Genomic DNA, 24,099 nt, shown 5'->3' with positions numbered 1-24,099 from the left:
GCAAAGCAAAAACTCTTCCGTCCTGCTTTTACGGAAGAGTTTTTTATTGGCGTATTTGGGAGCGAAACACTTGTAAAGATTCATCTTGATTTAAATTCTCCAAATCCTCTTCAGTTATCTCACCTGTACCTTCTTGAACGACATAAACATCCAGCGTTTGTTTTCCCCATTGTTGGTACACGTCATTTACCGTCGGGAAGTAAAGATCAAGTTTATTTCCCTTGATCGCTCCCCCTATATCCGCCACGACTCCATAACCATAGCCCGGAATAAAGAGAATCGTTCCTAAAGGAAACAGATCTAAATCAGCGGCAATGGTTGAGTACAAGTCTCGTTTCACATTCACTCCAGAAAACGTGACCCCGTACGCAGGATGTTCCGGCGTTTTACCAGTCGACTCATAACCAGCTGTATAACCTGTCGCCACTACCTCACGACTTGGATATTGACTAAGGTCAATAGATTCCTCAAGCAGCTGAACAGCTTCAACCACCGCACTGGAAACATAAGTCTGTGGAGCGTTTTTCGCTTTCAGTCCTTTTTCAGACAACTCTTGTTCTTTATAGATAAGTGCTTCTACATCACGCGTTTCTTTATTATTAAATTTAGCAGCCATCCATTCATCAAGATCTGAGAGAGATAGATTTGTCACATGAGAAACAGTACTGTAAAAAGCAAAAAGAAACAACAAAATGAAAAAGACGGATTTCGTGCGTTTAGACATGATATCACCTCTAGGTGTAATCATGTCCAAGCCTATCCTGTTTTATTCAAATATACCTGTCCAAAAAGTCCGATTAAGCCAGTTAGCTTTTCCGTCGATTTTTACACCAATCGCTCACCATCCTGAGAACTTTGACGCCTCTAAAAAAAGCTGCCAAGGAGTTATAACTCTTTGGCAGCTTGAGTTCAAAACATTTGATATCCACTTTTGCGAAGTTTCTTAATGACTATCCCTGCCACAATCGTTCCAGCAAACCCACTGGCCAGGATCACAATATCCACTACTTTCAAATTTGCCAACCGCCCAAAAACGGCCGGAAATGCAGTACCCGGTTCTGAGAAGTAATGGGTCCAAGTGAAATTATCTACGATAAACAGAACAATGATTGGGTATACAAAAGACATAATCCATGATGAACGCAGGAGCATATTTAATAAAAATGAAATTCCAAAAAAGAGAACAAAAAACAATAACATTGAAACAATGAACTGCACGATATTCACTAACGTTTCCCCCTATGTATGTTCAACAAAACACAAACGAATCCAAACCTCATTCTATAACGGTTACAAAAAAAGCGCAAGAGTCCTAGTGATCATTGATTAAGCGGAATCAGGGAACCCTTCACATTCCAGGTAGTCCTCCAAACTACCAATGGAGATGCCTTTGAACTTCAACACTTACCTCCTTTTCAACATAAAAAAGCGAAAGCAGATTGTCGCTGCCTTCGCTTTCATCTATTTAATAAAAGAAATTAAGCTTACCTTTTTTAAGAAGTAATGGAAGACCTCCAAGTTTAAGTAGGTAACGATTATCGATGATTTTCTTCATCGCCGTTGCTGACCAACCAAATAACTTCTTATCACCGAATACAACCCCAATGGCATCGTTATGACCAAGGGATGCTACTGTACCTTTCAAGTCAGGTTCAAATGGTTCTAAATGGTCCTCACCTTTGATAAGGCCAGTCAGATTCGCCGCCGTCTGTTCTGCTTGCTGGATAGCAATCTGAGCCGTTGGCGGGTAAGGGCGGCCTGTCTCTTCGTTTATAATCAAAGCACAATCACCCACTATGAACACATCATCATAACCAGCAGGACGAAGATCACCTTGAACGGGAATACGGCCACGGTTGGCTTCAAATCCTGCTTTCTCAACAAGAGAATGACCACGAACACCGGCAGCCCAGACGACAGTATTGGTTTCAATTTCTTCCCGTTGTCCGTCTTTTTCAAAGACAAGCTTGTTTTCTGTAACTTCTTTAATCATCGCACCGATTTTGAATTCAACCCCGCGTGCTTCTAAAGAATTCATTGCATATTCAACAAGTTCCGGATCGAATCCTGGAAGCGCAGTAGGAGCAGCTTCGACGTTAATAATACGTACGTCTTCAGGTGGTATATCATACTCTTTGCAAAGTTCTGGAATTCGATTCGCAAGCTCACCAACAAACTCGATTCCAGTGAAACCCGCTCCACCCACAACAATATTCAAGCGTTCTTGTTTTTTCACTGCTTCATTGTTGTATTTTGCAAAGTTATATTCAATGTGTTGACGAATTAAGCGAGCACTGTTAATACTTCCTATCGTGAATGCATTTTCCTTCAATCCGGAGATGCCGAACGTGGCTGCCTCGAATCCAAGACCAATGACAAGATAATCGTATGCAAGCTCACCGCTTTCAAGCGTTACTTTCTTTTCTTCTGGTTTAATCTCTGTCACTGTATCTTGAACAAACTTGATTTTGCCTGTGTTTATAACATCCTTAATTTGGATGCGGGTACGGTCATGATGGAGGGTACCTGCTGCATTTTCATGTAGCCAAGTTGTTTGATAGTGATAACTATGCTTGTTCACTAGGGTTACATTTGCATCGTTGGCACCTAAGCTCTTTTGTAATTTAACTGCTGTCATAATTCCGCCATAACCAGCTCCAAGAATGACAATGTTAGGGTTTCTCATGAATAATCACTTCCATCTTTTATTTATGAAATCCGTTAACTCTCCACTTGTGACACTTTTCACACAAGAAGCTATTAAAAAAACCTGCATCTATTCCAGGTGAATTTTGTCACAAAATGTTCTTAATATAAGATCTGATCTCATATTAGACCTTTTATCCTTGATTTTCAACCCTTAATCAATTTATCGAAATTGTGTAACAACTCTTTGTTTGTAAGGGCTTACATCGACCCATAGTTCCCATCATAAAAATTTTTATGATAGAATGTACATTAGTGAAATTTCCATCAGGAGGTAAATTATGAGTGAAAAAATATATGATATAACGGTGATCGGCGGAGGCCCTGTCGGTTTATTCACAGCATTTTATGGTGGGATGCGTGAAGCAAGCGTCAATATAATAGAGAGCCTGCCACACCTTGGCGGCCAACTAACAGCCCTGTATCCGGAAAAATACATCTTTGATGTCGCTGGTTTTCCAAAAGTGCGTGCCCAAGAATTGATAGATAACTTGGAAGAACAAGCCATGGCCTTTAACCCAACGGTTTCCTTAAATCAAGAAGTTGTCTCTGTTGAGCGCATGGATGATGAAACTATTAAGCTTACAACAGATAAAGCTGTTCATTATACAAGAACCATTGTTATCACCGCTGGAAATGGTGCATTCCAGCCACGAAAACTGAAAATGGAAGATACCGAACGTTTTGAACAAACGAATCTGCACTACCATGTCAGCAACATGGATCAGTTCCGTGACAGAAAGGTTATGATCGCCGGTGGTGGTGATTCGGCTGTCGACTGGGCACTCATGCTGGAACCGATTGCTGAACAAGTGACCCTCGTCCATAGAAGAGATAAATTTAGAGCACATGAACATAGTGTGTCACAGTTAAACGACTCCAAAGTAAGGATAATGACTCCTTTTACACCTGAAAGAATGATTGGTGAGGATCGTATCGAACAAGTGGAGTTAACTGAAGTAAAAGGCGATCGAGTAGAAACCATTGATGTGGATGATGTGATTGTAAACTATGGTTTCATTTCTTCCCTTGGCCCAATAAAGGATTGGGCATTAGAAATCGATAAAAACAGTATCGTTGTAAATTCCAAAATGGAAACCAACATTAAAGGAATCTACGCTGCTGGAGACATATGTACCTACCCAGGTAAAGTGAAGCTTATTGCTTCTGGTTTTGGCGAAGGCCCAACAGCCGTCAACAACGCCAAAGCTTACATGGATCCCAAAGCTCGTGTCCAACCAAAACACTCAACCAGTATGTTTTCCTAAAACCAAAAGGAAGAAGTCCGCTTTTCACCAAGGACTTCTTCCTTTTCATTTATGATGGAGATGGCCGTATCCTTATATTGATATTCATTCCGATTCGCTCCGAATGCCGTGTAGAGCAATAGTTATTTCATTTAGATGTTTTGTGACCAATGGGGCGGTCTTTTTAAATAGTGGATCTACATTCGTCGTAAAAATACCATGCCTGAATAAAACAAAAACCCTTCTGTATGAAACAGAAAGGTTCCCTATATATTAGCAGTTCGGATCAGGTGTACCCGCATTAGTCGCCGTCTTAAAGGAAGAACCGCAACCACAGGATACAATGGCATTCGGGTTATCAATCGTGAACCCGCCCCCCATCATATTCTGTTTAAAATCAATCGTCGTACCCTCAACAATAGCAGCATCCTGCCGATTGATAACAATAGGAATTCCTCCGGATTCTTCTAATAAGTCAAGCTCTTCATTAATCTCGTCTTCGAAGCCCATGGCATAAGACAATCCACTACAGCCTCCACCTTTAACACCGAAGCGAAGACGTACATCTCCTTCTTCTTTCATCATCTCTTTAATCTGATGACTTGCGGCCTCTGTGATGTTCAGGATCATACCAAGCCTCTCCTTTCTCTTCTTATTTTCAGTATACTAAAGGGGCGGTCTTTTTATCAAATATCCAGATCATCCTTGTCATACAAAAGGCATCCCTATCAGGATACCTTTTCATTGCACGGCTACACCTGTTATAGGGTTTCGTCCAAATGTTCATATATTTTATCGACTAATTCATCAGGTGTGTCCGCCATAACACGATTTCCCTCTACAACAGCATATAAAGTCTGTGAACATAGTCCGCAGTTACGTAAGCAACCATATTCGACGACATCAAGATCTGGATCCTTTTCAAGCCTTTCTTTGGCTTCCTGAGATCCACTGATCAGATTGTTAATACAGAATTCAATTAATGGATTCATCCGTTTCACCTCTTATTGGATGAAACCCTACTCTCCCTAATCATATCATACCCGCGTCAGAATCTGCTATAAATTTCCCAGCTGCTTTATCCCATGTCTTTCCAATACTTGATAAACCTTTTTTAATCTGGGGTCTCCCTCGGTGACCACCTCATTTTCAATCATGACTAGTGGGTAAAATAACTCACCATTCAGAATCTGTTGAATTATAGAATGGTCAGCGTCAGCTTGTTTCTCTTCATGAATATCATAATAAGCATAGATAATATGCGAGTCGTTAAACTTTCTTCCTATAGCTGCCTGCAGCCATTCATAAGTCTCCCTTGAACCAGGTGCGTTCACACAGCTGGCGCATTTCACATCTGCTCCATAAACAACCACACGAATTCCTTTATCCTTCATCGATACCCTTCTCCCCTCAAGGTTTCAATTGGTTTCTATTTTACAAAAGAAGTCATAAAAGATAAAATGATAATAGTTCTCAATATCTTAATACAGAGACAAAGACGACCATAGATTTTTTTTGCATTTCGTTTTATAATAATACTAAGAAAGGGGAAGATTGAACATGCATGAACAAGTTCAAGAGGTACTGAACAAACTTCGCCCATTTTTACTCCGTGACGGTGGAGATGTTGAACTCGTCGATGTAGAAGACGGGATCGTTCGCCTGCGACTAATGGGGGCTTGCGGAAACTGCCCTAGTTCCACAATCACATTAAAAGCAGGTATCGAACGTGCACTTGCACAAGAAGTACCTGGTATTTACGAAGTCGAACAAGTCTTTTAATACAACCATGTTGAAAAGCCGCTCCTATGAGCGGCTTTTTTATGTAACTGGTGTCAATAGCGGTTTCCCTTGGAAATGGCGGACAAGGTTATCCAAACTGAGTGTCATCATTTTATACCTTGTTTCTTTCGTTGCCGATCCAATATGAGGAAGGCAAATAACTTCTGGTAGCGCAAGTAATGGATGATTAGATAAAATCGGTTCTTCTTCAAAAACATCAAGGCCTGCCCCTGCTATTTCATTATCTGTGATTGCTCTATACAAAGCTTGCTCGTCCATGGTCCCTCCTCGTGATACATTAATAAAAAAGGCCTCCGTCTTCATCTTCTTAAATGCAGAAGCATCAAACATGTGTCTTGTTTCATCAGTTAAGGGGGTTAAACAAACGACATAGTCCGCTTGTTCCAGCAAAGAATCAAATGCTGTATAGATGGCTCCAAGATTTTCTTCTACCTCTTTTTTCCGTGAGCGGTTATGATAAAGCACCTTCATACCAAACCCCTTCGCTCTTTTAGCTACGGCTTCACCAATCCTGCCCATCCCAACAATACCTATTGTTTTCCCATGAATGTCACTTCCCGCCAACATGAGTGGCGACCAGTTCTTCCACTGATTGTCTTTTATGTATTGGTTCGCTTCCACTAATCTTCTCGCCGTAGCCATGAGCAAACAAAATGTAAGATCTGCGGTTGTTTCTGTGAGCACATCAGGAGTGTTGGAGACAGCTACATTTTTCTTCCGTGCCCTCACCACATCCACATTGTCATAGCCAACCGCCATATTCGCTACAATGGAGAGGTTCTCCGATTGCTGAAGAAGTTCCTTATCTACCGAATCCGTTAGCATTGTCAAGAGCCCCTCGGATGTTCGGGCATGCTCAAGCAATATGTGGCGGTCTACAGGGACTTCTTTTTCGGGCCACATTTCAATATCCAAATCACCTTTATACGGCTCAATGATTTCATCTGGAAGATTTCTGGTAATATAAACTTTCGGCTTTGACAATTGAATCCCTCCATTCGTTTCCTTACATTTTATCATAGCATCATCGATTTACTCACTGCTCAGTATTTCCGTTTTGCACCTTCTTGACAAAGTTTTGATATAATATACATAATTCCCATCGTTTGTGTAAAAATAAACGCGGGTATGGTACAGTGCAAGTCATGATGAGCAGGGAGGTTTTCACTATGGCAGAAGACAGAAAAGTATCCACTCTTGAGAAAACAGCAAGGGAATGGCTGGTGGATAGAGGGGTCACCATTGATGATATCGCAGATCTCGTCTATTACTTACAGTCCAAATACCATGAAGACTTGTCTATGGATGATTGCCGCTTCAATGTTAATAAAGTACTGACAAAGCGAGAAGTTCAAAATGCAATCATTACTGGAATTCAGATGGATCGGCTGGCAGAAAAAAATATGCTTGAAGAACCATTACAGTCCACCATTGAAGTGGATGAAAGCCTTTATGGAATAGACGAAATTATCGCCTTTTCCATCGTTAACGTATACGGATCTATTGGTTTCACTAATTACGGATATATTGATAAACAAAAACCAGGAATATTACAAAAATTGAATGATAAATCTTCAGGGGAATGTCATACATTTCTTGATGATATTGTCGGGGCCATTGCCGCTGCTGCTTCCAGCCGACTCGCCCACAGTATTGCAGGAGATCCTGAAGACTAAGGTTTAAAAGTCCCAAGTAGTTCAATCAGGGGGTTAAAGAAATTGTCCCTCACCATTGAGCTACTTTTTATTTTGAAAAGAAGGACCGACTATTCAGCCAACATTAAGAAGGAACCCCATAACTCCCCTTCCATTATTCACATTCCTCCCTTTGACTAATAATCTTTTTATTTTTCTGAAACTTTTTTAATTACTCGCACGTAAGCAAATTAGATAAAAAAAGGAAGGGGGAAATGCATGAAAAAATGGAGAGGAAAGATGGTATGGCTGCTTCCATCCCTGATCATTTGTATAGCAGTCCTTCTGCTATTTAATCATAACTACCAGAAGGTGACAGAGCCACCTGATGACAATTGGAGTCGTGCACTGGACATAGGAACAACGCCCATATTACGCTCTCCTCATGCAAAAATGATGAAAGGAAATGCAACTGTTTCCTTCCTTACCCCCAATGGAATTCAAGAGAATAGTTATAATGAGGACTTTGAAAAGGTGGAACGAAAAAATCACGATATTCCTGTAGATAAATTCACACAATTTTACATAGAAGAAGACAGAGTCGTTTATACAGATTACTACCACCTATACGATGAAGAGTCAGGGAAAAAAATTAGTGAGATTCAAAAATTTTTCCCTTTAAAGTCTGAGGCTTTCTACAGAAATGAGGATAAGCTATTCCGTTTAGATACCCATCAACTAGAAGGCGAAGCACTTTTAACCTTAGCTAATCCAAAAGCAGAGCTTAAAATGATAGAAACAGAAAATGGAGTTTATTTACTAATCCGTATGGTATCTATAGAAGGAAACCAACTGACATATTACCAAGTAAAAGGAAACAACCTGCAAAAACTTGGGGAAAATGCTTTTGCAGTAAAAGGTTCAGAAGAAGTACGTGATATTCAATTCACGGTCAAAAATAACATGTATCACATTCTAGTTTCCACATTACAAAAACAAAGCCAATCTGGAGAGGTTGAAAATGATTACTATTACGCTGAAGGACCATTTGAGGAAGATCCCAACTTAAATAGATTAAGCTTTTCTGATCCTTTTTCCAGCACAGAATTAAGAGAAGTATCTGATTTAAGTATGGAATATACGGAAGATGGTACGCTTTTGCTTTTTAAAGCAACTGGGTGGACCGAAACACGATTTCGGGAAAATACCCAATTCAATATTTATCAAGCTAAAATAAAGAATAACAACGAAACAGAAGTCACGCGTTTAAGCAATACGCCCTCATTTTCCAATTTTCCTATACGCGTGAATCCAGATACCATCATCTGGGTGGATCATGGAGGAGAAAATCATAATCTTTTGGTATCTTCCAGCCGGCCAGAGGTAATAACAAAAGCTGATCAAGTTACAAAGCAAGCGCTGTTACACACATCTGGAAAAACCATTGGAATGCTGTCAGCCGGTTTATTTGCTCTGCTTATTTCAATCATTTGGTTTTTATGGCCGCTGCTTTTTATGATTATTATTATGTTTACGAGAGTAGAGGCCATGGATCAAGATCGTTCCTGGGTACTTTATACAGGCATTTTCATTTATCTAATCGCTGCCATATGGACAAAAGATCTATTGTTTTCAGAATCACTTCTTTCCAGAGCGCCGGAATACCTAAGTTTTCCTGGCAGTCCAATCCTTTACTTACTAAGCTTTGGCCTTATCTCTTTTGCCATGTTGAAGATCGGATCCCCCACAAAAGATTGGTCAATCCCTGTCCAACTGACCTATTTCATTGGGGTCCATGTACTCTTGATCACCGTAATCTTCGGTCCATATTTGTTATAAAATTATGGGGAATATACACAAAAAAGACCAGAGTTAGGCTCTGGTCTTTTTTGTAAAAGAGCTATTTGAGAGGTCTATCTTCGCATCCACTCATGTAAGTCTTTATATTTATAGGTAGGTTGATGGTCATAATGTTTAATTTCTTCAAAGGTACTTAATCCTGTTTCCACCATCAACGTGTCCAATCCAGCTGTCATTCCCGCCTTTATATCCGTGTTGTAATTATCCCCGACCATCAAAACCTCTTCTTTCTCATACCCTAAGCGTTTAAGAGCTCTGGACATAATCAAGGGTTCTGGTTTCCCTACGAAAATGGGGGATACCCCTGTACTTACAGATATAACCGAGGTCAGGGCACCGTTACCAGGAACCAGTCCTCTTTCCGTTGGAATAGCTATATCACCGTTCGTACTCACTAATGCCGCACCCGCTCTAACCTCTAAACACGCACGCGCCAGTTTTTCATAACTGATATCGTGATCTATTCCCATCACCACAAAATCTGCGCGTTCCTTCACTAGCTTTAATCCTTTTTTTTCTAAGGCATCAAACAACCCTTCTTCCCCTATCGCAAACACACGAGCCTCTGGTTTTTCACTGCTGATATATTCAGCGGTTGCAAGACTGCTTGTATAAACTTGCTCAGGTTTGGCACGAACACCCATATGGTTTAATTTATCAGCTATTTGATCAGCCGTCTTGGAAGAATTATTCGTTAAATACAGAAAGGGAAGCCCTTTTCCCTCTAAGTGTTCAACAAATTCAGCAGCACCCTCGATTCTTTGTTTTCCCTTATACATCGTTCCATCCAGATCCACCAAGTATCCCTTATACCTTTTCATATTCTTTTCACCTTTCATCTTCTCTCAACTTTTCGAAAAAGCCGAAACTGGTCCGAGTTCATTATCCAAGTAATGACGGATCTTTTCTGGAAATGCTTTAATCGTGTCCCCGTGTGCTTCCCAAACTGTCTCTATTTGGGAATGGTCCACTTCTGTATATTGTTGAATGATCATCTTCCGCAGTTTAATAAATGGTTTATAAGCTTTTTCGTCTACATCAGATAACACTTGTTCGTCTGTAAGAATGTCAATGATATCCTCATAGCTGCCCGGATCTCTCATAATAAAACCATCAATCATCTTATTTCCAACATCAATAATGGCTTCAATATGTAAATGGGTGATCCTTTCCAAAAGAAGTCGGTCCATAAAGTTCTCATAAGTGCGCCCTGTCATTTCCTCTTGAATGGTTTCCATATATGATAAAATCTCTTCAATTTTTTCTCGATCAACAAAATACAATGCGTGAACCTCCTCAAAAAGAATGCTGTTACCCTTATCATACCATAAATGATTTTCAGTATTTTCATCTATCCATGGGACTATTTTTCATGTGAATGGGCATACTAAACCCAAAGTTTTTAACCGCAGCGGATGACAACGTTAAAAACAATTACATCAAACAGGAGATGATACATCATGGCAGAACGTCCGCTTCTTGAAGACATCACTCAAAACACCAGTACCCGTTTTGTTTCTTTTACAGCGGGCAGCCATCGTTTTGAGCTTGCTCTCATGAAAGCAGAGTATTTTAATAATCAAACAATGGTCATCAACTTACCGAAGAATCGTCAAGCCTTACTCGACCATGAGAAAATCAACGAAAATGGCCATCTTGAACACATGTTTCAACTAAGTGCTGTGGAAGCTGAAGAACTTAGAAATTACCTCCCGTACTTACTATAAGAAGTGTCAAAGCATAATGAAATCTCCACGGTCTATTATGAAGCAAAAGGATCTTTTAAATCCATATAAAAAACCGGTGTGCGTGTATACGCGCGCCGGTTTTTTATTTTCGAATCCTTTTTAATACAAAATAGGAACAGCCAAAATTACAGTATTCATACAAATAATCTTCCAATGTGCTGATTTTTGTATCAAACGTGGCTTTGGAATTCTGGTCATCATAAAATCCCTTTAAACGCAACTGTCCATAACCCCAGTCACCAACGATAAAATCATATTTATTTAAAATATCACTAAAACGGCTTTCTACTTCTTCCTGTTGAAAACCTTCCTGGTAATCCTCTAAGATGTCATATGTTTTTCCAGAGAGCTCTATCACATGTATCACCTCTATCCTAAATTTAGTGTATCACATTTCTACAAATCGGAGAAAACCCTTATTAGGTAAACAGGTATGTTTCCTATAAAAATGCTAAATCTAAGGATGACAAAACCACTCTCTTCAAGGAGGAATTATGTTGAATAAATTTTGGAAAACCATTAGCCTTTTTGGAATATTGACCCTCATTACAACAGGATGCCAGGAGACAAAAGAAGAAGAAGCCCGAAACAAAATGGACGATGATACGTTAAATGGAAACGCTATGGATGGATATAATGAAAAACCAAAAGATGGTCAAGTAGGTTATGTTCGTTTCAATAAAAATCAGCTGGACCAGGAATCAGAAGAACATCGAGAAATCAAAGTGAACCGTGAAGAAATGGCCGATATGATCTCCCGGATGGTTTTACGCTACGACCAATTTGACGATGTAGCCACAGTAGTCACCGATAATGAAGTCCTTGTCGCCTACCAAAAAGCCAATGACTTTGATCGTAATAAAGCAGCCGATATGGTGCGAAAAACTGCGTATTCCCTAGTACCAAGCTTTTACCACGTGTATGTATCCGATAATCCAGCATCCTTTGGTGATGTCCAAAGTTTAAGTAATTCCACAGTTTATGATCAAGGCTACAATGACCAAATTAACAGCATCATTAAAAAGATGAAAGAGTCACCACAGGGGAATGTAAAGGAAACGGATCATGAGCGAACAAATTCAGGCGGAAATGAAGAAACCCCTATGGAAAACTGATCACAACCCAATATTTCCATTCATAACATAGGCTCACCTGCTCCATCCTAAAGGTATCAAACACGGAAGGTGAGTTTATGAAATACATCAGTTCGATGATCATATGCCTTTCTATATGGACATTCGTCCCATTCAGCGAAATTCATGCGGATGAAGAAAGCGATGCGCGTATGGCATTATATAAAAAATCAGCAGCCATTACGGATATCCCCTGGGAATACTTGGCTGCTGTCGATCAATATGAAAGACAAGTTCATGATGATCCAAAGAAAGGTCGAGTAACCGCAATCGAAGTTGATCCTATGTTTTGGACTGGATCTACAGGAGAAATGCCATCCACTTTCTTCCCAGATGGCTGGGGGGCTGATGGAAATGGTGATCAGAAAATAGAATTGGATAATGATGAAGATGTTTTATACTCGATAGGTAAATACATCCAATCATACGGAACAACAAAAGAAGATATTAAAATCGCTTTGTGGAATTATTATAAGAGAGATCTTACCGTCCAGACCATTATGAATACAGCTCAGGTATTCAAGAAATTTCAAACGGTCGATTTGACGAACCGCGATTTCCCCCTGCCTATTCAGGCCAACTACAGCTATAGAAGTACATGGGGAGATGCCCGCGGCTTTGGAGGACGGCGCATCCATGAGGGTACTGATATCTTCGCTAATTACGGGGTGCCTGTTAAATCAACCACTTATGGCGTCGTAGAAATGAAAGGTTGGAACAAGTTTGGCGGATGGCGTATAGGAATTAGAGATATTTACAATATTTATCATTACTATGCCCACCTGCAAAGCTTTTCAGAAGATATCCAAGTTGGTGACATTGTTCAACCCGGTGACCAGATTGGCTCTGTCGGGGCATCTGGGTACGGGCCTCCTGGTACCTCTGGGAAGTTCCCACCTCACCTGCACTATGGAATGTATCAAGACAACGGAAAAAATGAATGGTCTTTTGATCCCCATCCTTTCTTAAGGAAATGGGAACGAATGGCCAAAAACTAAAAAGCGCCGCACTTATTTCAAGTGCGACGCTTTTTGCTTATTTCGACTTTTTCACCGCGTTTGTAATACTAGCAGCTAAACCTCCCCAGATCACAATCATACCGACAACCATCATTATAATAGCGCTTGCTGTCATATTAACCTACCTCCTTCTTCACCTCATCGACTGCTTTTGCATCCCAACGTTTCAATGTCATTAGGAAGCCGACAATGATTGCAAAGGCTGCGACAAACCAGCCGCCGTACAAAATGAATCCATCTGTATAACCTTCATAGTTTCCTGTCTCGGTATCAAATTGTTTAAGAAGGTTCGTCTTAAAGAGATCAAACATCATAAAACCAAGGACAATTGGTGTGATAACCCCGAGACAAATTTTCCACCATCCGCCGAGGCGAATATCGGAAATCCCGTTGGCATGTGCCTGAAAATCACTAAGATTATGCAAGAACCAAGCAATGACCACAACCTCCACGAGACCTATAAACGCGACACCAAATTGGTTAATAAAATAATCAGCAGCGTCTAAGAAAAACAGTCCGCCTTGGGTAGCGAAAAGCAAGGAAATAATCGCTGCAAGGCCACCCCCGAATCCCACTGCCGCTTTTCTTGATAATCCAAATTTTTCACTAAACCCAGCTACATAAGTCTCTGAGATAGAGATAAGGGAAGAGAGCCCGGCGAGTACGAGTGAAGCAAAGAACAAGAAACCAAACAGCCCATTCAATGCAGGGAACTCATTAATGATTTGCGGGAAGACTACAAATGCAAGCCCTACTCCTCCACTTACCACTTCACTTACAGGAACATTACTCTGTGATGCCATGAATCCTAAAGCACCAAAGACCCCAATCCCAGCTAAAAGTTCGAAACTTGAGTTACCAAAACCAGCAATAAACGCATTATTCGTTAAATCCGATTTTTTTGGAAGGTAACTGGAATACGTAATCATGATTGCAAATGCAATAGAAAGACTAAAAAATATTTGCCCATACGCCGCTACCCAGACAGAACTGTCGGTAATAGCTTCAAAATTCGGAGCAAAGAACGTTTGAAGTCCTTCAGCAGCTCCTGGAAGGGTAATCGCACGTATCACAATGATTAAGAAAAGAACGACTAGTGTAGGAATGAAAATCTTGTTTGCCACTTCAATTCCTTTTTTGACTCCTTTGAAAAGAACACCTAAAGTAATCACCCAAACAATTAGGAGTGGAATGAGAACACCAGGTACTAGGCTTCCTGTCTGACCAGGATCTACGGATAATTGCAAATAATTATTAAACAAAAAGCCTTCTGTGTCATCACCCCAAGAAAGGTTGAATGAAAAAATACTGTAAGAAATTGCCCAGGCAATAATAACAGCATAATATGTTGAAATAACGAATGATACAAGTACAGCCCACCATCCAAGCCACTCAGTCTTCTTGTTCATTCTAAAGAAGGATAGCGGAGCAGAACCTTTAAACTTGTGCCCAATAGTAAATTCCATCACCAGGAGCGGAATTCCCGCTGTAAGAAGGGCAAATAAATAAGGAATAAAGAAAGCCCCACCACCATTTTCATAAGCTACTGCGGGGAAACGCCAAATGTTACCTAAACCAATAGCTGAACCGACAGCTGCTAGTATAAAACCAGCTCGTGTTCCCCATTGTGCACGATTTTCCATGCAAAAGACCTCCTGAGTAAACACCTTAAAGGAAGATGTTTTTAAATTTTTATTTTTCTGATTATTCTGCTTAAATTATAACCATGAAAGAACGGCTTGTCAAAATAATTTTTAAATTTTCAGAAATTGGTAATGGGTTAAAGGTTTTGAGTGTTATGAACTAACTGAAGATGAAAATTTATGTATTAGTCAAAACTTTATACTCAGTTCGTCATCCGAAAACCCAACGAAAGTTCTGATTTCAAGGAAGATACAAAGCAGAAAGTGCTGTCACAGACCTACAAGGAAGGAATCTATTACCAAACTTCCTCTTTAGTCAGCAGCCTGCATTACCGTTCGGCATAATTTCTTAATAAAGAACAAAAGCGCCTCCTTACTCAATCCCGGATCATAAGCGGTATTTGGTCATAAAACAAAACGCGTATGGAACCTTTTTGGTTCCATACGCGTTTTGTTTTTTTATGACTTGCTGGATATCTTAGGATTAAACTTGTGAATACTCAATGCGATCACTACAACAATAACTAATGTAAGAAGTAATGGCAGCCAGACACTCCCTGACAAACCAAGAATAATATATCCTATTGAAGCAGCTATAGCAGCAATCAGAGCATAAGGAAGCTGTGTCATTACGTGATCAATATGGTTCGATCCTGCCCCTGTAGAAGAAAGGATAGTGGTATCCGAAATTGGGGAACAGTGATCTCCAAAGACAGAGCCTGCTAGAACTGCGGACAGTGCTGGTAAGAGCAACGCAGGGTCACTTACAGCAGCAATTTCACCGGCAATTGGGAGCATAATGCCAAACGTACCCCAGGATGTACCAGTGGACAAAGCCATAAATCCTGATAAAAGGAAGATAATTAGCGGCAGATAGGCCATGTTAAAGTCCGCTTGGCTGAATTGTTGTGCCAGGAATTCGCCAGTTTGTAACTGTCCAATAATATCCCCTATCATCCACGCAAAAATCAGTATATAGATAGCGGGCAGCATTGCTTTCACCCCGTGCCCAAAAACAACAGCAATTCCCGACTTTGGAGCCGGCTGGCTTACATACAGAACGAAACCAACGAGCACCGAAATGACTCCACCTATGAACAGAGAAATATTCACATTCGTATTTGCAAAGATGGACAGGATATCTGCAGACCCTTCTGTATTACGAATTCCTGTAAGAATCATCGTGACTACTGTTCCGGCAACCAAAGCAACAATCGGCCAGATCAAATGGGAGATCTTACCATTATCATGATCTTTGAATTCATCGTTCAAATCGCCAGGAACATCACCTTTTTCAGGGTTGTTCAATTCACCTGTTTCCAACGCTCGTTGTTCATGGACTTTCATAGGACCAATATCCAATCGGAGATAAATGGTCAAAAAGACGAGCAATAACGCTGCAAACACATATAGGTTTGATGGAATCATCAGAACAAATGCCTCAAAAGCCTGATACTTCGTAATTTCATTAGCAGCTAGAATACTCCCAATTGTACCTATAATGTAGGCTCCCCAACTTGATATTGGGGATATAACAGTAATTGGAGCCGAAGTGGAATCAATATAATACGCTAACTTAGCTCGAGATAAGTGATGACGATCCGTCACAGGGCGAGCAACTTGTCCTACAGCCAGCGCATTGAAGTAATCATCGATAAAAATGACGATTCCAAGTAATGAAGGAACAAGTCCGGCTCCTTTTCTTGTACGAATCCGTTCAACGGCCCAACGTCCAAAGGCTTTACTTCCCCCTGAAGCTGTCATGAAGGCGGTGGTAACTCCTAATAAGAATAGAAATGATAGCAGATAAATACTTCCCATATTCAGGGAACCTTCACTAACAAAGATGTTTGCAAAGATCGACCAGATCAAAGCAAGTCCTGCCCCTATATCCATTTGTGTGAGCATGAATGCTCCTATGATTATCCCGATCCCTAAGGATAGGATAACTTTCCTTGTCAGCAAAACAAGGACTAACATTAAAACTGCTGGAATTAAAGAATAGATGGTTCCTTCCATAATGTTTCCCCTCCGTAAATCTTGGTGTAGCGGGATTCGGAAGGCTACTGCGGATAAAATTGAGGAATAAAAAAAAAGACAATGATAGAAAATAATCTACCATTGCCTCGTGGCAATTTGATTATCCTCCATTTCGATCAGTAGCGCCCCATGCACCCAAAAGCATGCATGACAGTGTATCTCTTATTCAGATATACACCAGCGTTTCATAACTTGACTCACCATGAAACACTTCGGCAAACATCCCCTTCCATCAATGATCGTCGCTTGTCGAGCTCCTATTGATTACTGATGGTGTCTGCACCTCTACCTCACCGATCTGATAAGGTCACGCATATTCAATTCTTAGCCATTTTAACAATTGATTGCTCCTATTGCAAGGGTTCCATTGGAACAGAGAAAGATGGATTTTCTCCTTCGCCTCCCATTCCACCATAAAAACGAGGAACCTCTCCCAGAATAGTCGCTTGGTCTATCGGAATATTATTTGTTACTACTGTTGTTTCTGTTGAGAATGGAATGACAATCCTTACATTAACTTCAAAATGAATGGTCAATTCAAATAAAGCTGCATTAATCCCATATTCACTCATCTCAATTTCGACTTCTGATTGGACATCTCCGATGACCCTTAGCTGTACAGGCACTGTTGGTCCAAGGTTTGCGAGCAAGCTGTTATTCGTTGCCACACCTATTGGAAGTTCGATGAGAGTGGCTGGTTGTTCTCCTAACTCTTCCTGACTCATATCAGGATCTATATCAGGCTCAAGAGAGGTATCTTCCATAGGAAGCTCCCCGAGTTCCATCCGTTTAAGGAAATTTTGAACACGAATAGTCGTGTCCCTTAATGCTCTATTGACAACAACAGAATTCCATCCCATATACACGATATTTCCTTGATCGTCTTTTTCCATTTTTACAAGATCATTGAATTGTAAATCTTCTGCAATGGTTTTGCTTACAGCTTCATTAATTGCGTCCCGGGCCAACTGCTGGGCCTTTGTTTCTGCGATTTCTACAAGTGCCGGAGTCACCCCTCTGTTAATAAACCACAGACTTAATGCTGTGAAAAGAGCGAAAAACAGCAGACTAAGTACAATCCGCTTTCCGATCGTGGAGCCAGTAGTCGCACTCTTCTTTGGCATAGAACAACCCTCCTCATCTATCTATATGAAAGAGAAGGAGGGTTTAAGCATGAAGTTAAGATGTTAACTGGCCATCAGTATTTTAAAAGCTGTCTTCTAAGGCAGCTTTTAAAACTATGATTTAAGAGCTTCCGACAAAAGGTCCCGAAGCAATTCCGGCATGTAATATTTCTTTGATTTTGAATAAGCAATCTCTGGAAAAAACCTTCCAAATGTAAACGTATCAGCTGTAGCGAAGCGATAAGTTCGTTGATGGTCAATGGGCTCCCCATTAAAAAACACATTTTTTACATGCTCTTCTCCACTATCATCTTTGTCTATACCAATATCAACCCCAGAAAAAACCATCTTCCCAATGACTTCCCCTCTAAACCCGAAACCTTTCAACCTTATTTCTGTAAGCTCTTTAGTATAAGCCGCACGGATCACCTCAAGCAGCTCATCACCTCTCAGCTCAACACGACACGGATTCATCGGATGTGGACAAATGCGATGAATATCTTCATAAGTAATGTTACCGGCTGGTAAATGATCAAGGAGGACACCTGCGTTCAACATGGCGATATCCGCAGAAGTCCAAATTCTTAACTGTTCTGTTAAACGATCCATAAGTGGTGTGTTCTGAAACCAGGCAATGTGAAGCGGTTCTTTCAAGGTGGTAATAGGAGTTCCTAGTTCATGGACAGCTTTCGAACGGATCTCCTGGACTTTTCCTGTCACCCCGCCATCTTTTCTCATATGTTCCGTCGGAATAGCATAGGCTTCTTTTTTCTCTAAATGACGAGTATCGACATTCCATTCTACTGCGATTTCACCAAGGTGGGTGCCGTGCTTCCCAGCAGCTGTTAAGAGAGCACCATCAATATATTCCCCGTTTTTAAACAAATGATGGGTATGCCCACCAATAATGATGTCAATATCGTGATATCTTCTGGCTATCTCTTCATCTTCATTTATACCAAGGTGTGAAAGCAGGATGATAATGTCTGTCTCTTTTCTGATCTCTTCCATGAGACCGTCCAAAACATCAAATGGGGGTAGGACGTCCCACCCCAACTGTTCATAAAAGGCTTGGAAAGGGGCAGTTAGACCAATGATTCCTATACGAGTACCATAGGAAGACTCTAGAATATGATACGGTTTCAACCAGGAAGGAGAAGAAGTGTGACGGCAATCCAAATTTGCGCAAACCACACGGAATTTTGCTTGGTCATATAAGGAATGCAGATCTTCAGCAGCTAATGTAATTCCTTCATTATTACCAATCGTAGCGATGTCATATCCTGCTTCATTTAATAATTCAACATTCCCTTTTCCCATTAACCCTTCAGCAATGGGATGAAATCGATCGACATGATCCCCATTATCGAATAGCCAGCATTCTTCCCCTTTTTTTTCATGCTTTTTTTTCTGGTCGTTAAAATACCCGACAATTTGGGGCCAATTTTCAAAATGACTGTGTAAATCGCTTGTATAATAAAAGTATAATTTTTCCTTCATCATCAGTCTCCTCACCCTAAACCTTGCCAGATTAAGCGTATGCCGATTAATACAAGCAGTACTCTCAGAAACTTTTCGACCGCTTGTCCATCAAGCAGTCGATTGATCCAGGCACCTAACATTCCTCCTAAGTAAGCTCCCGGAATAAACCATAGTGTATGGCTCCAATCCACATGTCCCAGGATTATATGGGCAGATGAGCTAGTAATGCTTGCAAAAAAGATCATAAACATGGACGTCGCTGTCGCTATATGTGGCGGTATATTCAAAAGAAGAATCATAGCAGGAACCATCAAAGATCCTCCACCTATGCCTAATAAGCCTGAAAGCATCCCCACAGCAAAAGATAAAATTAAACCGACCACAAAAGGCATACGGTATTTATAAACGGTCCCATCGATAACTTTTTCCCTCTCTATTCCCGTTTTAAATAGAGAGTGACCAGCTGTTCTCCTTGGAATAAAAAACAACAGGGATACAGCTATCATAACAATTCCAAAAAATAACGAAAAACCATCAGTTTCAAAAAATTGATTTAACCAAGCTCCCAAAATCCCTCCGGGAATACTACCAAAGAGAAACACTAGTCCAATTTTTTCATCCACACGCTGATGTTTCATATACGAAATAACCGAAGACATTCCAGTAAAAATCATCACAACAAGTGAGATTCCAACAATCGACTGAGGGTTCACCCAATCAAATGAAACAAAATGGTCTCCCAAAAAAAGGAGAACAGGCACCAAAATGACGCCTCCGCCAAGACCGGCTATACTGCCGACAAGGGCTGTAACTATACCTATAATTAACATAACCAAAAACATACTTTATCTTCCTTAACTCTTAATAGATAATATTATAGTATCATGTTTTGTATTCATAAAACATCTTGTCTGAAACACGCACTAAAATTGACGTGATGCCTTTGCTGAGTTGATTCCAGATTAGTTGTCATGCTAAGAACGAATAAGATCTTGAGGAAAGAGGAACTTGTATTGGGCTAGGTACAACTTGCTATTCTTTTGTTTTCTATTTTATCCTCCTAATAAACCACAATTTCTGTTTTTAATCTTCTAACATCTATAATATATAACCATCCGTATTTCTTCTGTGTTATTTTCCCTATAGAGCAACCCCATGGTATGCCTGTATCAAGGAAATATAATGAACATACAAAGAGCCATATTTATTACGGGCGAAGATGTGTTAAAAATAAACCCTTGTCAGAAACATATTCTAACAAGAGTTTACAGTTCTTAAGCGATGGAACTTTCCATTTTAAAATTATTCCAATCGTCGTTCTTATACACTTTTCTTACAATGAGAGAAACATGAGATCGATATTTTTCCTCTTTATTTCTTTAGGCGTTTTAATTATGAGCGGAGTCCATATGTTTAATTTTTACATTTTCAAAAACTGCTCGACCGCCCTCTGAAAATAAAGTGATTCCCTGATCCTCTTTAGGTGGAAATACTTGATTAGAATGAACAACTTTTCCATCATCTATAAATACTTCAACACTTGTTTTGTCCACGAGTACTTTCAAGTGTACTGTTTTTTTATTCTTATCTATTGGGGCCTGGCTTTCAAGCATATGATCGTTATGATCAGGGTGTGCCGTCAAGCCCCGGTTTACATAGGAATAGCCACCTTCTAAAGAAACACCAATATCAATGTGACGAGAGTGATCCTTGGATTCTCTCACTCTGATCCCTGCATTTTTTAGATCCATCAACCTGATATCTGCTTCTAGTTGGTAGACATCCCCCTTTGTTTTCAATGTCTTCATACCATTCACTTCAAGATTTCGATATGAATCAGTGGACTGAATGAATTGGTCAATACCCTTATTTGGCTGGGAAGCAAGAAAATATCCGCCCTGTCCTTCTTTTTTTAACTCTATTTTTCTGACAACCGAGTCTAAGCCATTAAAATTCTCTTCTAGTGTCGGAGTGTTATTTGCATACTTCCAGTTATTCATCCAAGCTAATGCATATCGGTGGCTGAGCTTATCTTCCGTTTTACCATCATCAAAAGTGACTCCCCCATACCAATCAAATCCGTAATCCAGCCATTTAGGTTTTTCATGTTCAGGAACAAACCTTCCTCCCTTGTAGTGTCCAACCCAGTACGCGTAGGTATTAGGTCCCCCTTGTTCCTGGCCATTGGCACTAACTCCCATCACCCATTTGATCGTTCCGTCACTCGCGCGCATTTGAAAAAGATCAGGACATTCAATCAGCCCCATTTTTTCTGTCTGGAATCCGCCTGTATACTTCCAGTCTTTTAGATTTCCTGATTCATAAAAACCAATTTTTGATCCTTCTGCCATTAACATGATCCATTTTTTTGAGTGCACATTCCAAATGACTTTCGGGTCCCGAAAATCTTCAGTGCCAGGATTGGACAAAACAGGTTCGTTCTTATAAGCCGAAAAGGAATCCCCTCCATCCAAACTATACCAGAGGTACTGCTCCTGCTGGCCATTGGCTGAGGGTTGGGTGATAATAGCCACAATGGTGTTCTTGCCAAACCCTGCGGTGTTCTTGTGGTCTACCACAACAGAACCTGACCATACATCACCATTTTCATTCGTGTATTTAGGAATAGCGACCCCTTCATCCTTCCAGTGAACAAAATCCTTAGAGGTAGCATGGCGCCATTCCGTACCATTTCCATCGGGGTAATCTTTATTATAGAGATAATAGTAGTGATATTTACCATTTAAATAGATAGGTCTTTGAGGGTCGTTTTTCCAATGATCTGGAGATGTAAAGTGATAATCTGCTCGATAAGAATATGGGGGTGGATTTTGTACTGTACTTAGTTTAAATTTTGAACCTTCCCAAAGAGACATGTTTAGAACAACAGCTATAAAAAGAAAGAGGAAAGAGGCTGCCAATAACTTTCTGAGGTGATTTTTTAACACATCCATGATTTCTAACCTCCATTTATTTTTTACACTAAAACCCTATGATAAAAAAGAAAATGCCGAAGGGGGATCGGCATTTTCTCCTTGTCAGTTTTTTACTCTTCACCATGCAATGTAATTTGACCTTGGTCAAGGATTCCGTTTTCAACAACAGAAGATTTCTTACCATTTAACTCTAGCTTAAAACTTGGAGCAAAAGTTGATTTGTGGTCCTTGAAGTACCCTCTGTTTGTCATATAACTTGTAACTACTGTTTCATCCGTACCCTCTTGAGGTATTACATAATGTGCGTAGTTCCAAGTGATATCATATGGATCAAGGTCGTGATGAAGGACTATACCTGTTTTGTTCATTGGCTTGAATTCACCAGTTAAAGAATTTGATACATAACCAAGCAAGTAAATATCTTCTTCATCGATCCCATCGATGGTCATTTTGGATCCGCGTGCACTTGTGAATAGATACCATTTCCCATCTTTTTTGAAAATATTTGGACGTTCAATTTCATCCGTCACTGTATTAGAAGCAACCAATGGTTCCATGACTTTCTTTAACTCATAATCGTCAGTGATTTCAATAATTCCGATAGCTCCATTCGCAAGCTCAGCATATTCTTTTTTCGAACTGTTTAAAAGCTGCTCTTTTTCTGTACGGAAGAATTTTTCACTATTACCATAGAAAGCCTTGTTATAAAGGGATTCTTCACCGGAATAACCATAGTTAGTTCCTGTGTTTGCTTCAAACACAAGGTATTTATGCCCATCCTCCTCAATATAGTGAGGGTCTCTAAGTGTATGGTTTTCTTTCCAGTTGATAGTCTCTCCACCGAAAGCTTGCATCACGTTTTGATAAATAGACCCGTCTTGACCTTCAAAGATAGATTTATGATCCTCTACACCATCTACTCGAATGGTTTCATTATTTGCTTCAGAAACATTTACTTGTGCTGTTGTCAATGTCTGTTTACCATATTGTTCTTTGTCTACATTAAATTCTGTGCGGTTTGTATAGAACAAGCGAATTTCTCCGTCAGATGTAAACGTAGCCGACCCGGACCATTCCTCTGACTGATCTTTTAAGAATTGATCATTGGCTTCGAACTTGTCATTTTCGTCAAATACACGCCCTGCGTTTTTCCACGCATCAATAGAAGTTTCATCCGCTTTTTTGTAGAACAAATAAATATGTGTGTCTTCAGGGTGGCCTGGTTTACCTGCTAAGCCGAATAGAAGGTGGTAACCTTGATATTCGGCAACTGTTCCATCCGCGTTCTGGAGAGGCCATGTATCCCATACATCTAACTTAATTTCTTCCCCATTTTCCGTTACCTTTGCAGCAGATGGAATGTTTTGAATAGTGGAAGCATCAAATTTTGGCACCTCAAAATTATCGTTTCCATGCTGTTTGGCCATAGCTTCCATATCAGCACGAGTGATATGGGAAATACCATAATCCTCTTTAGTATCTTCATGAGCTTTTTGTTCCGCGTGAACAAGACCGCTCCCCCCTGCTAGAATGGCTGTACTTAATGTCAATATCGTTGCTTTTTTGGCAAGTAGTTTTAAGTTCATTTTCTTCCTCCTATCATTGTTTTTTATCGGGCCCGATCTCAACACAATTAAAAGTATAAGAAAGTTTTTGGAGGTTGAATATGGTGGATATTGATACCATTTTAGTCGTGAATTGATTAGGATACTGAAGAAGAAAAG

25 protein-coding genes and 1 riboswitch are annotated in these 24,099 nt (G+C 40.2%); of the genes, 7 read left to right on the top strand and 18 right to left on the bottom strand.

The features are described from left to right. Positions 1 to 43: 43 nt before the first annotated feature. From spsC to BLW54_RS18245, 3 genes are all read right to left on the bottom strand, one after another. Entirely contained in the window at positions 44 to 724 is a 681-nt protein-coding gene (gene spsC, locus BLW54_RS18255; protein ID WP_074736151.1) for a stationary phase survival protein SpsC, read from the bottom strand. A 185-nt stretch (positions 725 to 909) separates the two neighbouring features. After that, positions 910 to 1,227, bottom strand: coding sequence for a YuiB family protein (locus tag BLW54_RS18250; protein WP_035511531.1), 318 nt, complete (start codon positions 1,225 to 1,227; stop codon positions 910 to 912). A gap of 238 nt (positions 1,228 to 1,465) precedes the next feature. Next, positions 1,466 to 2,686, bottom strand: coding sequence for an NAD(P)/FAD-dependent oxidoreductase (locus tag BLW54_RS18245; protein WP_074736148.1), 1,221 nt, complete (start codon positions 2,684 to 2,686; stop codon positions 1,466 to 1,468). A gap of 301 nt (positions 2,687 to 2,987) precedes the next feature. Here BLW54_RS18245 and BLW54_RS18240 point away from each other — a divergent pair, with 301 nt between their 5' ends. Beyond that, complete coding sequence (locus BLW54_RS18240) at positions 2,988 to 3,974, top strand: NAD(P)/FAD-dependent oxidoreductase (RefSeq protein ID WP_035511534.1); 987 nt, start codon at positions 2,988 to 2,990, stop codon at positions 3,972 to 3,974. 252 nt (positions 3,975 to 4,226) lie between these two features. Here the strand turns inward: BLW54_RS18240 and BLW54_RS18235 are convergent, their stop codons facing one another. The 3 genes from BLW54_RS18235 to BLW54_RS18225 form a co-directional block, all read right to left on the bottom strand. Further along, positions 4,227 to 4,583, bottom strand: coding sequence for a HesB/IscA family protein (locus BLW54_RS18235; protein ID WP_035511536.1), 357 nt, complete (start codon positions 4,581 to 4,583; stop codon positions 4,227 to 4,229). A 131-nt stretch (positions 4,584 to 4,714) separates the two neighbouring features. Then, positions 4,715 to 4,945: a YuzB family protein gene (locus tag BLW54_RS18230; protein WP_035511537.1), complete on the bottom strand. Its 231-nt coding sequence runs from the start codon at positions 4,943 to 4,945 to the stop codon at positions 4,715 to 4,717. Between the two features lie 66 nt (positions 4,946 to 5,011). Beyond that, positions 5,012 to 5,347 carry a YuzD family protein gene (locus BLW54_RS18225; RefSeq protein WP_074736146.1) on the bottom strand — a complete coding sequence of 112 codons (336 nt, stop codon included), beginning with the start codon at positions 5,345 to 5,347 and terminating at the stop codon, positions 5,012 to 5,014. 166 nt (positions 5,348 to 5,513) lie between these two features. Between BLW54_RS18225 and BLW54_RS18220 the strand changes: the two genes are divergently transcribed. After that, on the top strand, positions 5,514 to 5,735 hold the full coding sequence (locus BLW54_RS18220; protein WP_035511544.1) for a NifU family protein: 222 nt from the start codon (positions 5,514 to 5,516) through the stop codon (positions 5,733 to 5,735). Between the two features lie 39 nt (positions 5,736 to 5,774). On the opposite strand, the gene BLW54_RS18215 is transcribed toward BLW54_RS18220, so the two are convergent. Then, on the bottom strand, positions 5,775 to 6,740 hold the full coding sequence (locus BLW54_RS18215; protein WP_035511546.1) for a 2-hydroxyacid dehydrogenase: 966 nt from the start codon (positions 6,738 to 6,740) through the stop codon (positions 5,775 to 5,777). A 185-nt stretch (positions 6,741 to 6,925) separates the two neighbouring features. Here BLW54_RS18215 and BLW54_RS18210 point away from each other — a divergent pair, with 185 nt between their 5' ends. Together BLW54_RS18210 and BLW54_RS18205 are read left to right on the top strand one after the other, a co-directional pair. Further along, the gene (locus tag BLW54_RS18210) at positions 6,926 to 7,432 is read left to right on the top strand and encodes a phosphatidylglycerophosphatase A family protein (RefSeq protein ID WP_035511548.1); all 507 of its coding nucleotides are present in this window, start codon (positions 6,926 to 6,928) and stop codon (positions 7,430 to 7,432) included. 237 nt (positions 7,433 to 7,669) lie between these two features. After that, on the top strand, positions 7,670 to 9,229 hold the full coding sequence (locus tag BLW54_RS18205; RefSeq protein WP_074736144.1) for a hypothetical protein: 1,560 nt from the start codon (positions 7,670 to 7,672) through the stop codon (positions 9,227 to 9,229). A 74-nt stretch (positions 9,230 to 9,303) separates the two neighbouring features. Here BLW54_RS18205 and nucF read toward each other — a convergent pair whose 3' ends face one another. Both nucF and BLW54_RS18195 read right to left on the bottom strand, forming a co-directional pair. Continuing rightward, the gene (nucF, locus tag BLW54_RS18200) at positions 9,304 to 10,071 is read right to left on the bottom strand and encodes a 5' nucleotidase NucF (RefSeq protein ID WP_074736142.1); all 768 of its coding nucleotides are present in this window, start codon (positions 10,069 to 10,071) and stop codon (positions 9,304 to 9,306) included. A gap of 24 nt (positions 10,072 to 10,095) precedes the next feature. Further along, positions 10,096 to 10,533 carry a DUF86 domain-containing protein gene (locus tag BLW54_RS18195; protein WP_074736140.1) on the bottom strand — a complete coding sequence of 146 codons (438 nt, stop codon included), beginning with the start codon at positions 10,531 to 10,533 and terminating at the stop codon, positions 10,096 to 10,098. Positions 10,534 to 10,710: 177 nt separating this feature from the next. Here BLW54_RS18195 and BLW54_RS18190 point away from each other — a divergent pair, with 177 nt between their 5' ends. Continuing rightward, positions 10,711 to 10,977 carry a DUF3055 domain-containing protein gene (locus BLW54_RS18190; RefSeq protein ID WP_035511559.1) on the top strand — a complete coding sequence of 89 codons (267 nt, stop codon included), beginning with the start codon at positions 10,711 to 10,713 and terminating at the stop codon, positions 10,975 to 10,977. A gap of 103 nt (positions 10,978 to 11,080) precedes the next feature. Here BLW54_RS18190 and BLW54_RS18185 read toward each other — a convergent pair whose 3' ends face one another. Beyond that, positions 11,081 to 11,356, bottom strand: coding sequence for a YutD family protein (locus BLW54_RS18185; protein WP_035511561.1), 276 nt, complete (start codon positions 11,354 to 11,356; stop codon positions 11,081 to 11,083). Between the two features lie 136 nt (positions 11,357 to 11,492). Between BLW54_RS18185 and BLW54_RS18180 the strand changes: the two genes are divergently transcribed. Both BLW54_RS18180 and BLW54_RS18175 read left to right on the top strand, forming a co-directional pair. Then, positions 11,493 to 12,113, top strand: coding sequence for a YhcN/YlaJ family sporulation lipoprotein (locus BLW54_RS18180; protein WP_074736138.1), 621 nt, complete (start codon positions 11,493 to 11,495; stop codon positions 12,111 to 12,113). Positions 12,114 to 12,208: 95 nt separating this feature from the next. Further along, a complete protein-coding gene (locus tag BLW54_RS18175; RefSeq protein ID WP_279626565.1) occupies positions 12,209 to 13,129 on the top strand; it encodes a M23 family metallopeptidase in 921 nt (306 codons plus the stop codon). A 37-nt stretch (positions 13,130 to 13,166) separates the two neighbouring features. On the opposite strand, the gene BLW54_RS18170 is transcribed toward BLW54_RS18175, so the two are convergent. The 8 genes from BLW54_RS18170 to sacB all read right to left on the bottom strand — a co-directional run bounded on the left by BLW54_RS18170 (position 13,167) and on the right by sacB (position 23,961). Next, positions 13,167 to 13,265: a methionine/alanine import family NSS transporter small subunit gene (locus BLW54_RS18170; protein WP_074736134.1), complete on the bottom strand. Its 99-nt coding sequence runs from the start codon at positions 13,263 to 13,265 to the stop codon at positions 13,167 to 13,169. 1 nt (position 13,266) lies between these two features. Further along, positions 13,267 to 14,793 carry a sodium-dependent transporter gene (locus BLW54_RS18165; protein WP_074736131.1) on the bottom strand — a complete coding sequence of 509 codons (1,527 nt, stop codon included), beginning with the start codon at positions 14,791 to 14,793 and terminating at the stop codon, positions 13,267 to 13,269. A gap of 459 nt (positions 14,794 to 15,252) precedes the next feature. Beyond that, positions 15,253 to 16,812: a Na+/H+ antiporter NhaC family protein gene (locus BLW54_RS18160; RefSeq protein WP_074736129.1), complete on the bottom strand. Its 1,560-nt coding sequence runs from the start codon at positions 16,810 to 16,812 to the stop codon at positions 15,253 to 15,255. Positions 16,813 to 16,945: 133 nt separating this feature from the next. Then, a riboswitch (Lysine riboswitch) is annotated at positions 16,946 to 17,129 on the bottom strand. 54 nt (positions 17,130 to 17,183) lie between these two features. Next, positions 17,184 to 17,957, bottom strand: a complete 774-nt coding sequence (gene yunB, locus BLW54_RS18155) for a sporulation protein YunB (protein WP_035511570.1) — start codon at positions 17,955 to 17,957, stop codon at positions 17,184 to 17,186. 114 nt (positions 17,958 to 18,071) lie between these two features. Further along, positions 18,072 to 19,457, bottom strand: coding sequence for a bifunctional metallophosphatase/5'-nucleotidase (locus tag BLW54_RS18150; protein ID WP_035511571.1), 1,386 nt, complete (start codon positions 19,455 to 19,457; stop codon positions 18,072 to 18,074). An 11-nt stretch (positions 19,458 to 19,468) separates the two neighbouring features. Then, a complete protein-coding gene (locus BLW54_RS18145) occupies positions 19,469 to 20,281 on the bottom strand; it encodes a sulfite exporter TauE/SafE family protein (RefSeq protein WP_074736126.1) in 813 nt (270 codons plus the stop codon). 546 nt (positions 20,282 to 20,827) lie between these two features. Next, positions 20,828 to 22,393 carry a glycoside hydrolase family 32 protein gene (locus tag BLW54_RS18140; protein ID WP_074736124.1) on the bottom strand — a complete coding sequence of 522 codons (1,566 nt, stop codon included), beginning with the start codon at positions 22,391 to 22,393 and terminating at the stop codon, positions 20,828 to 20,830. 92 nt (positions 22,394 to 22,485) lie between these two features. Next, positions 22,486 to 23,961, bottom strand: coding sequence for a levansucrase (gene sacB / locus BLW54_RS18135; protein WP_074736122.1), 1,476 nt, complete (start codon positions 23,959 to 23,961; stop codon positions 22,486 to 22,488). Between the last annotated feature and the right edge of the window lie 138 nt (positions 23,962 to 24,099).

The sequence above is a fragment of the Halobacillus karajensis genome, assembly GCF_900108515.1.
In the GTDB taxonomy this organism is placed as follows: Bacteria; Bacillota; Bacilli; order Bacillales; family Halobacillaceae; genus Halobacillus; species Halobacillus karajensis.
The sequence above is the reverse complement of the archived record's forward strand: the minus strand, read 5'-3'. Positions and strand labels throughout refer to the sequence as shown.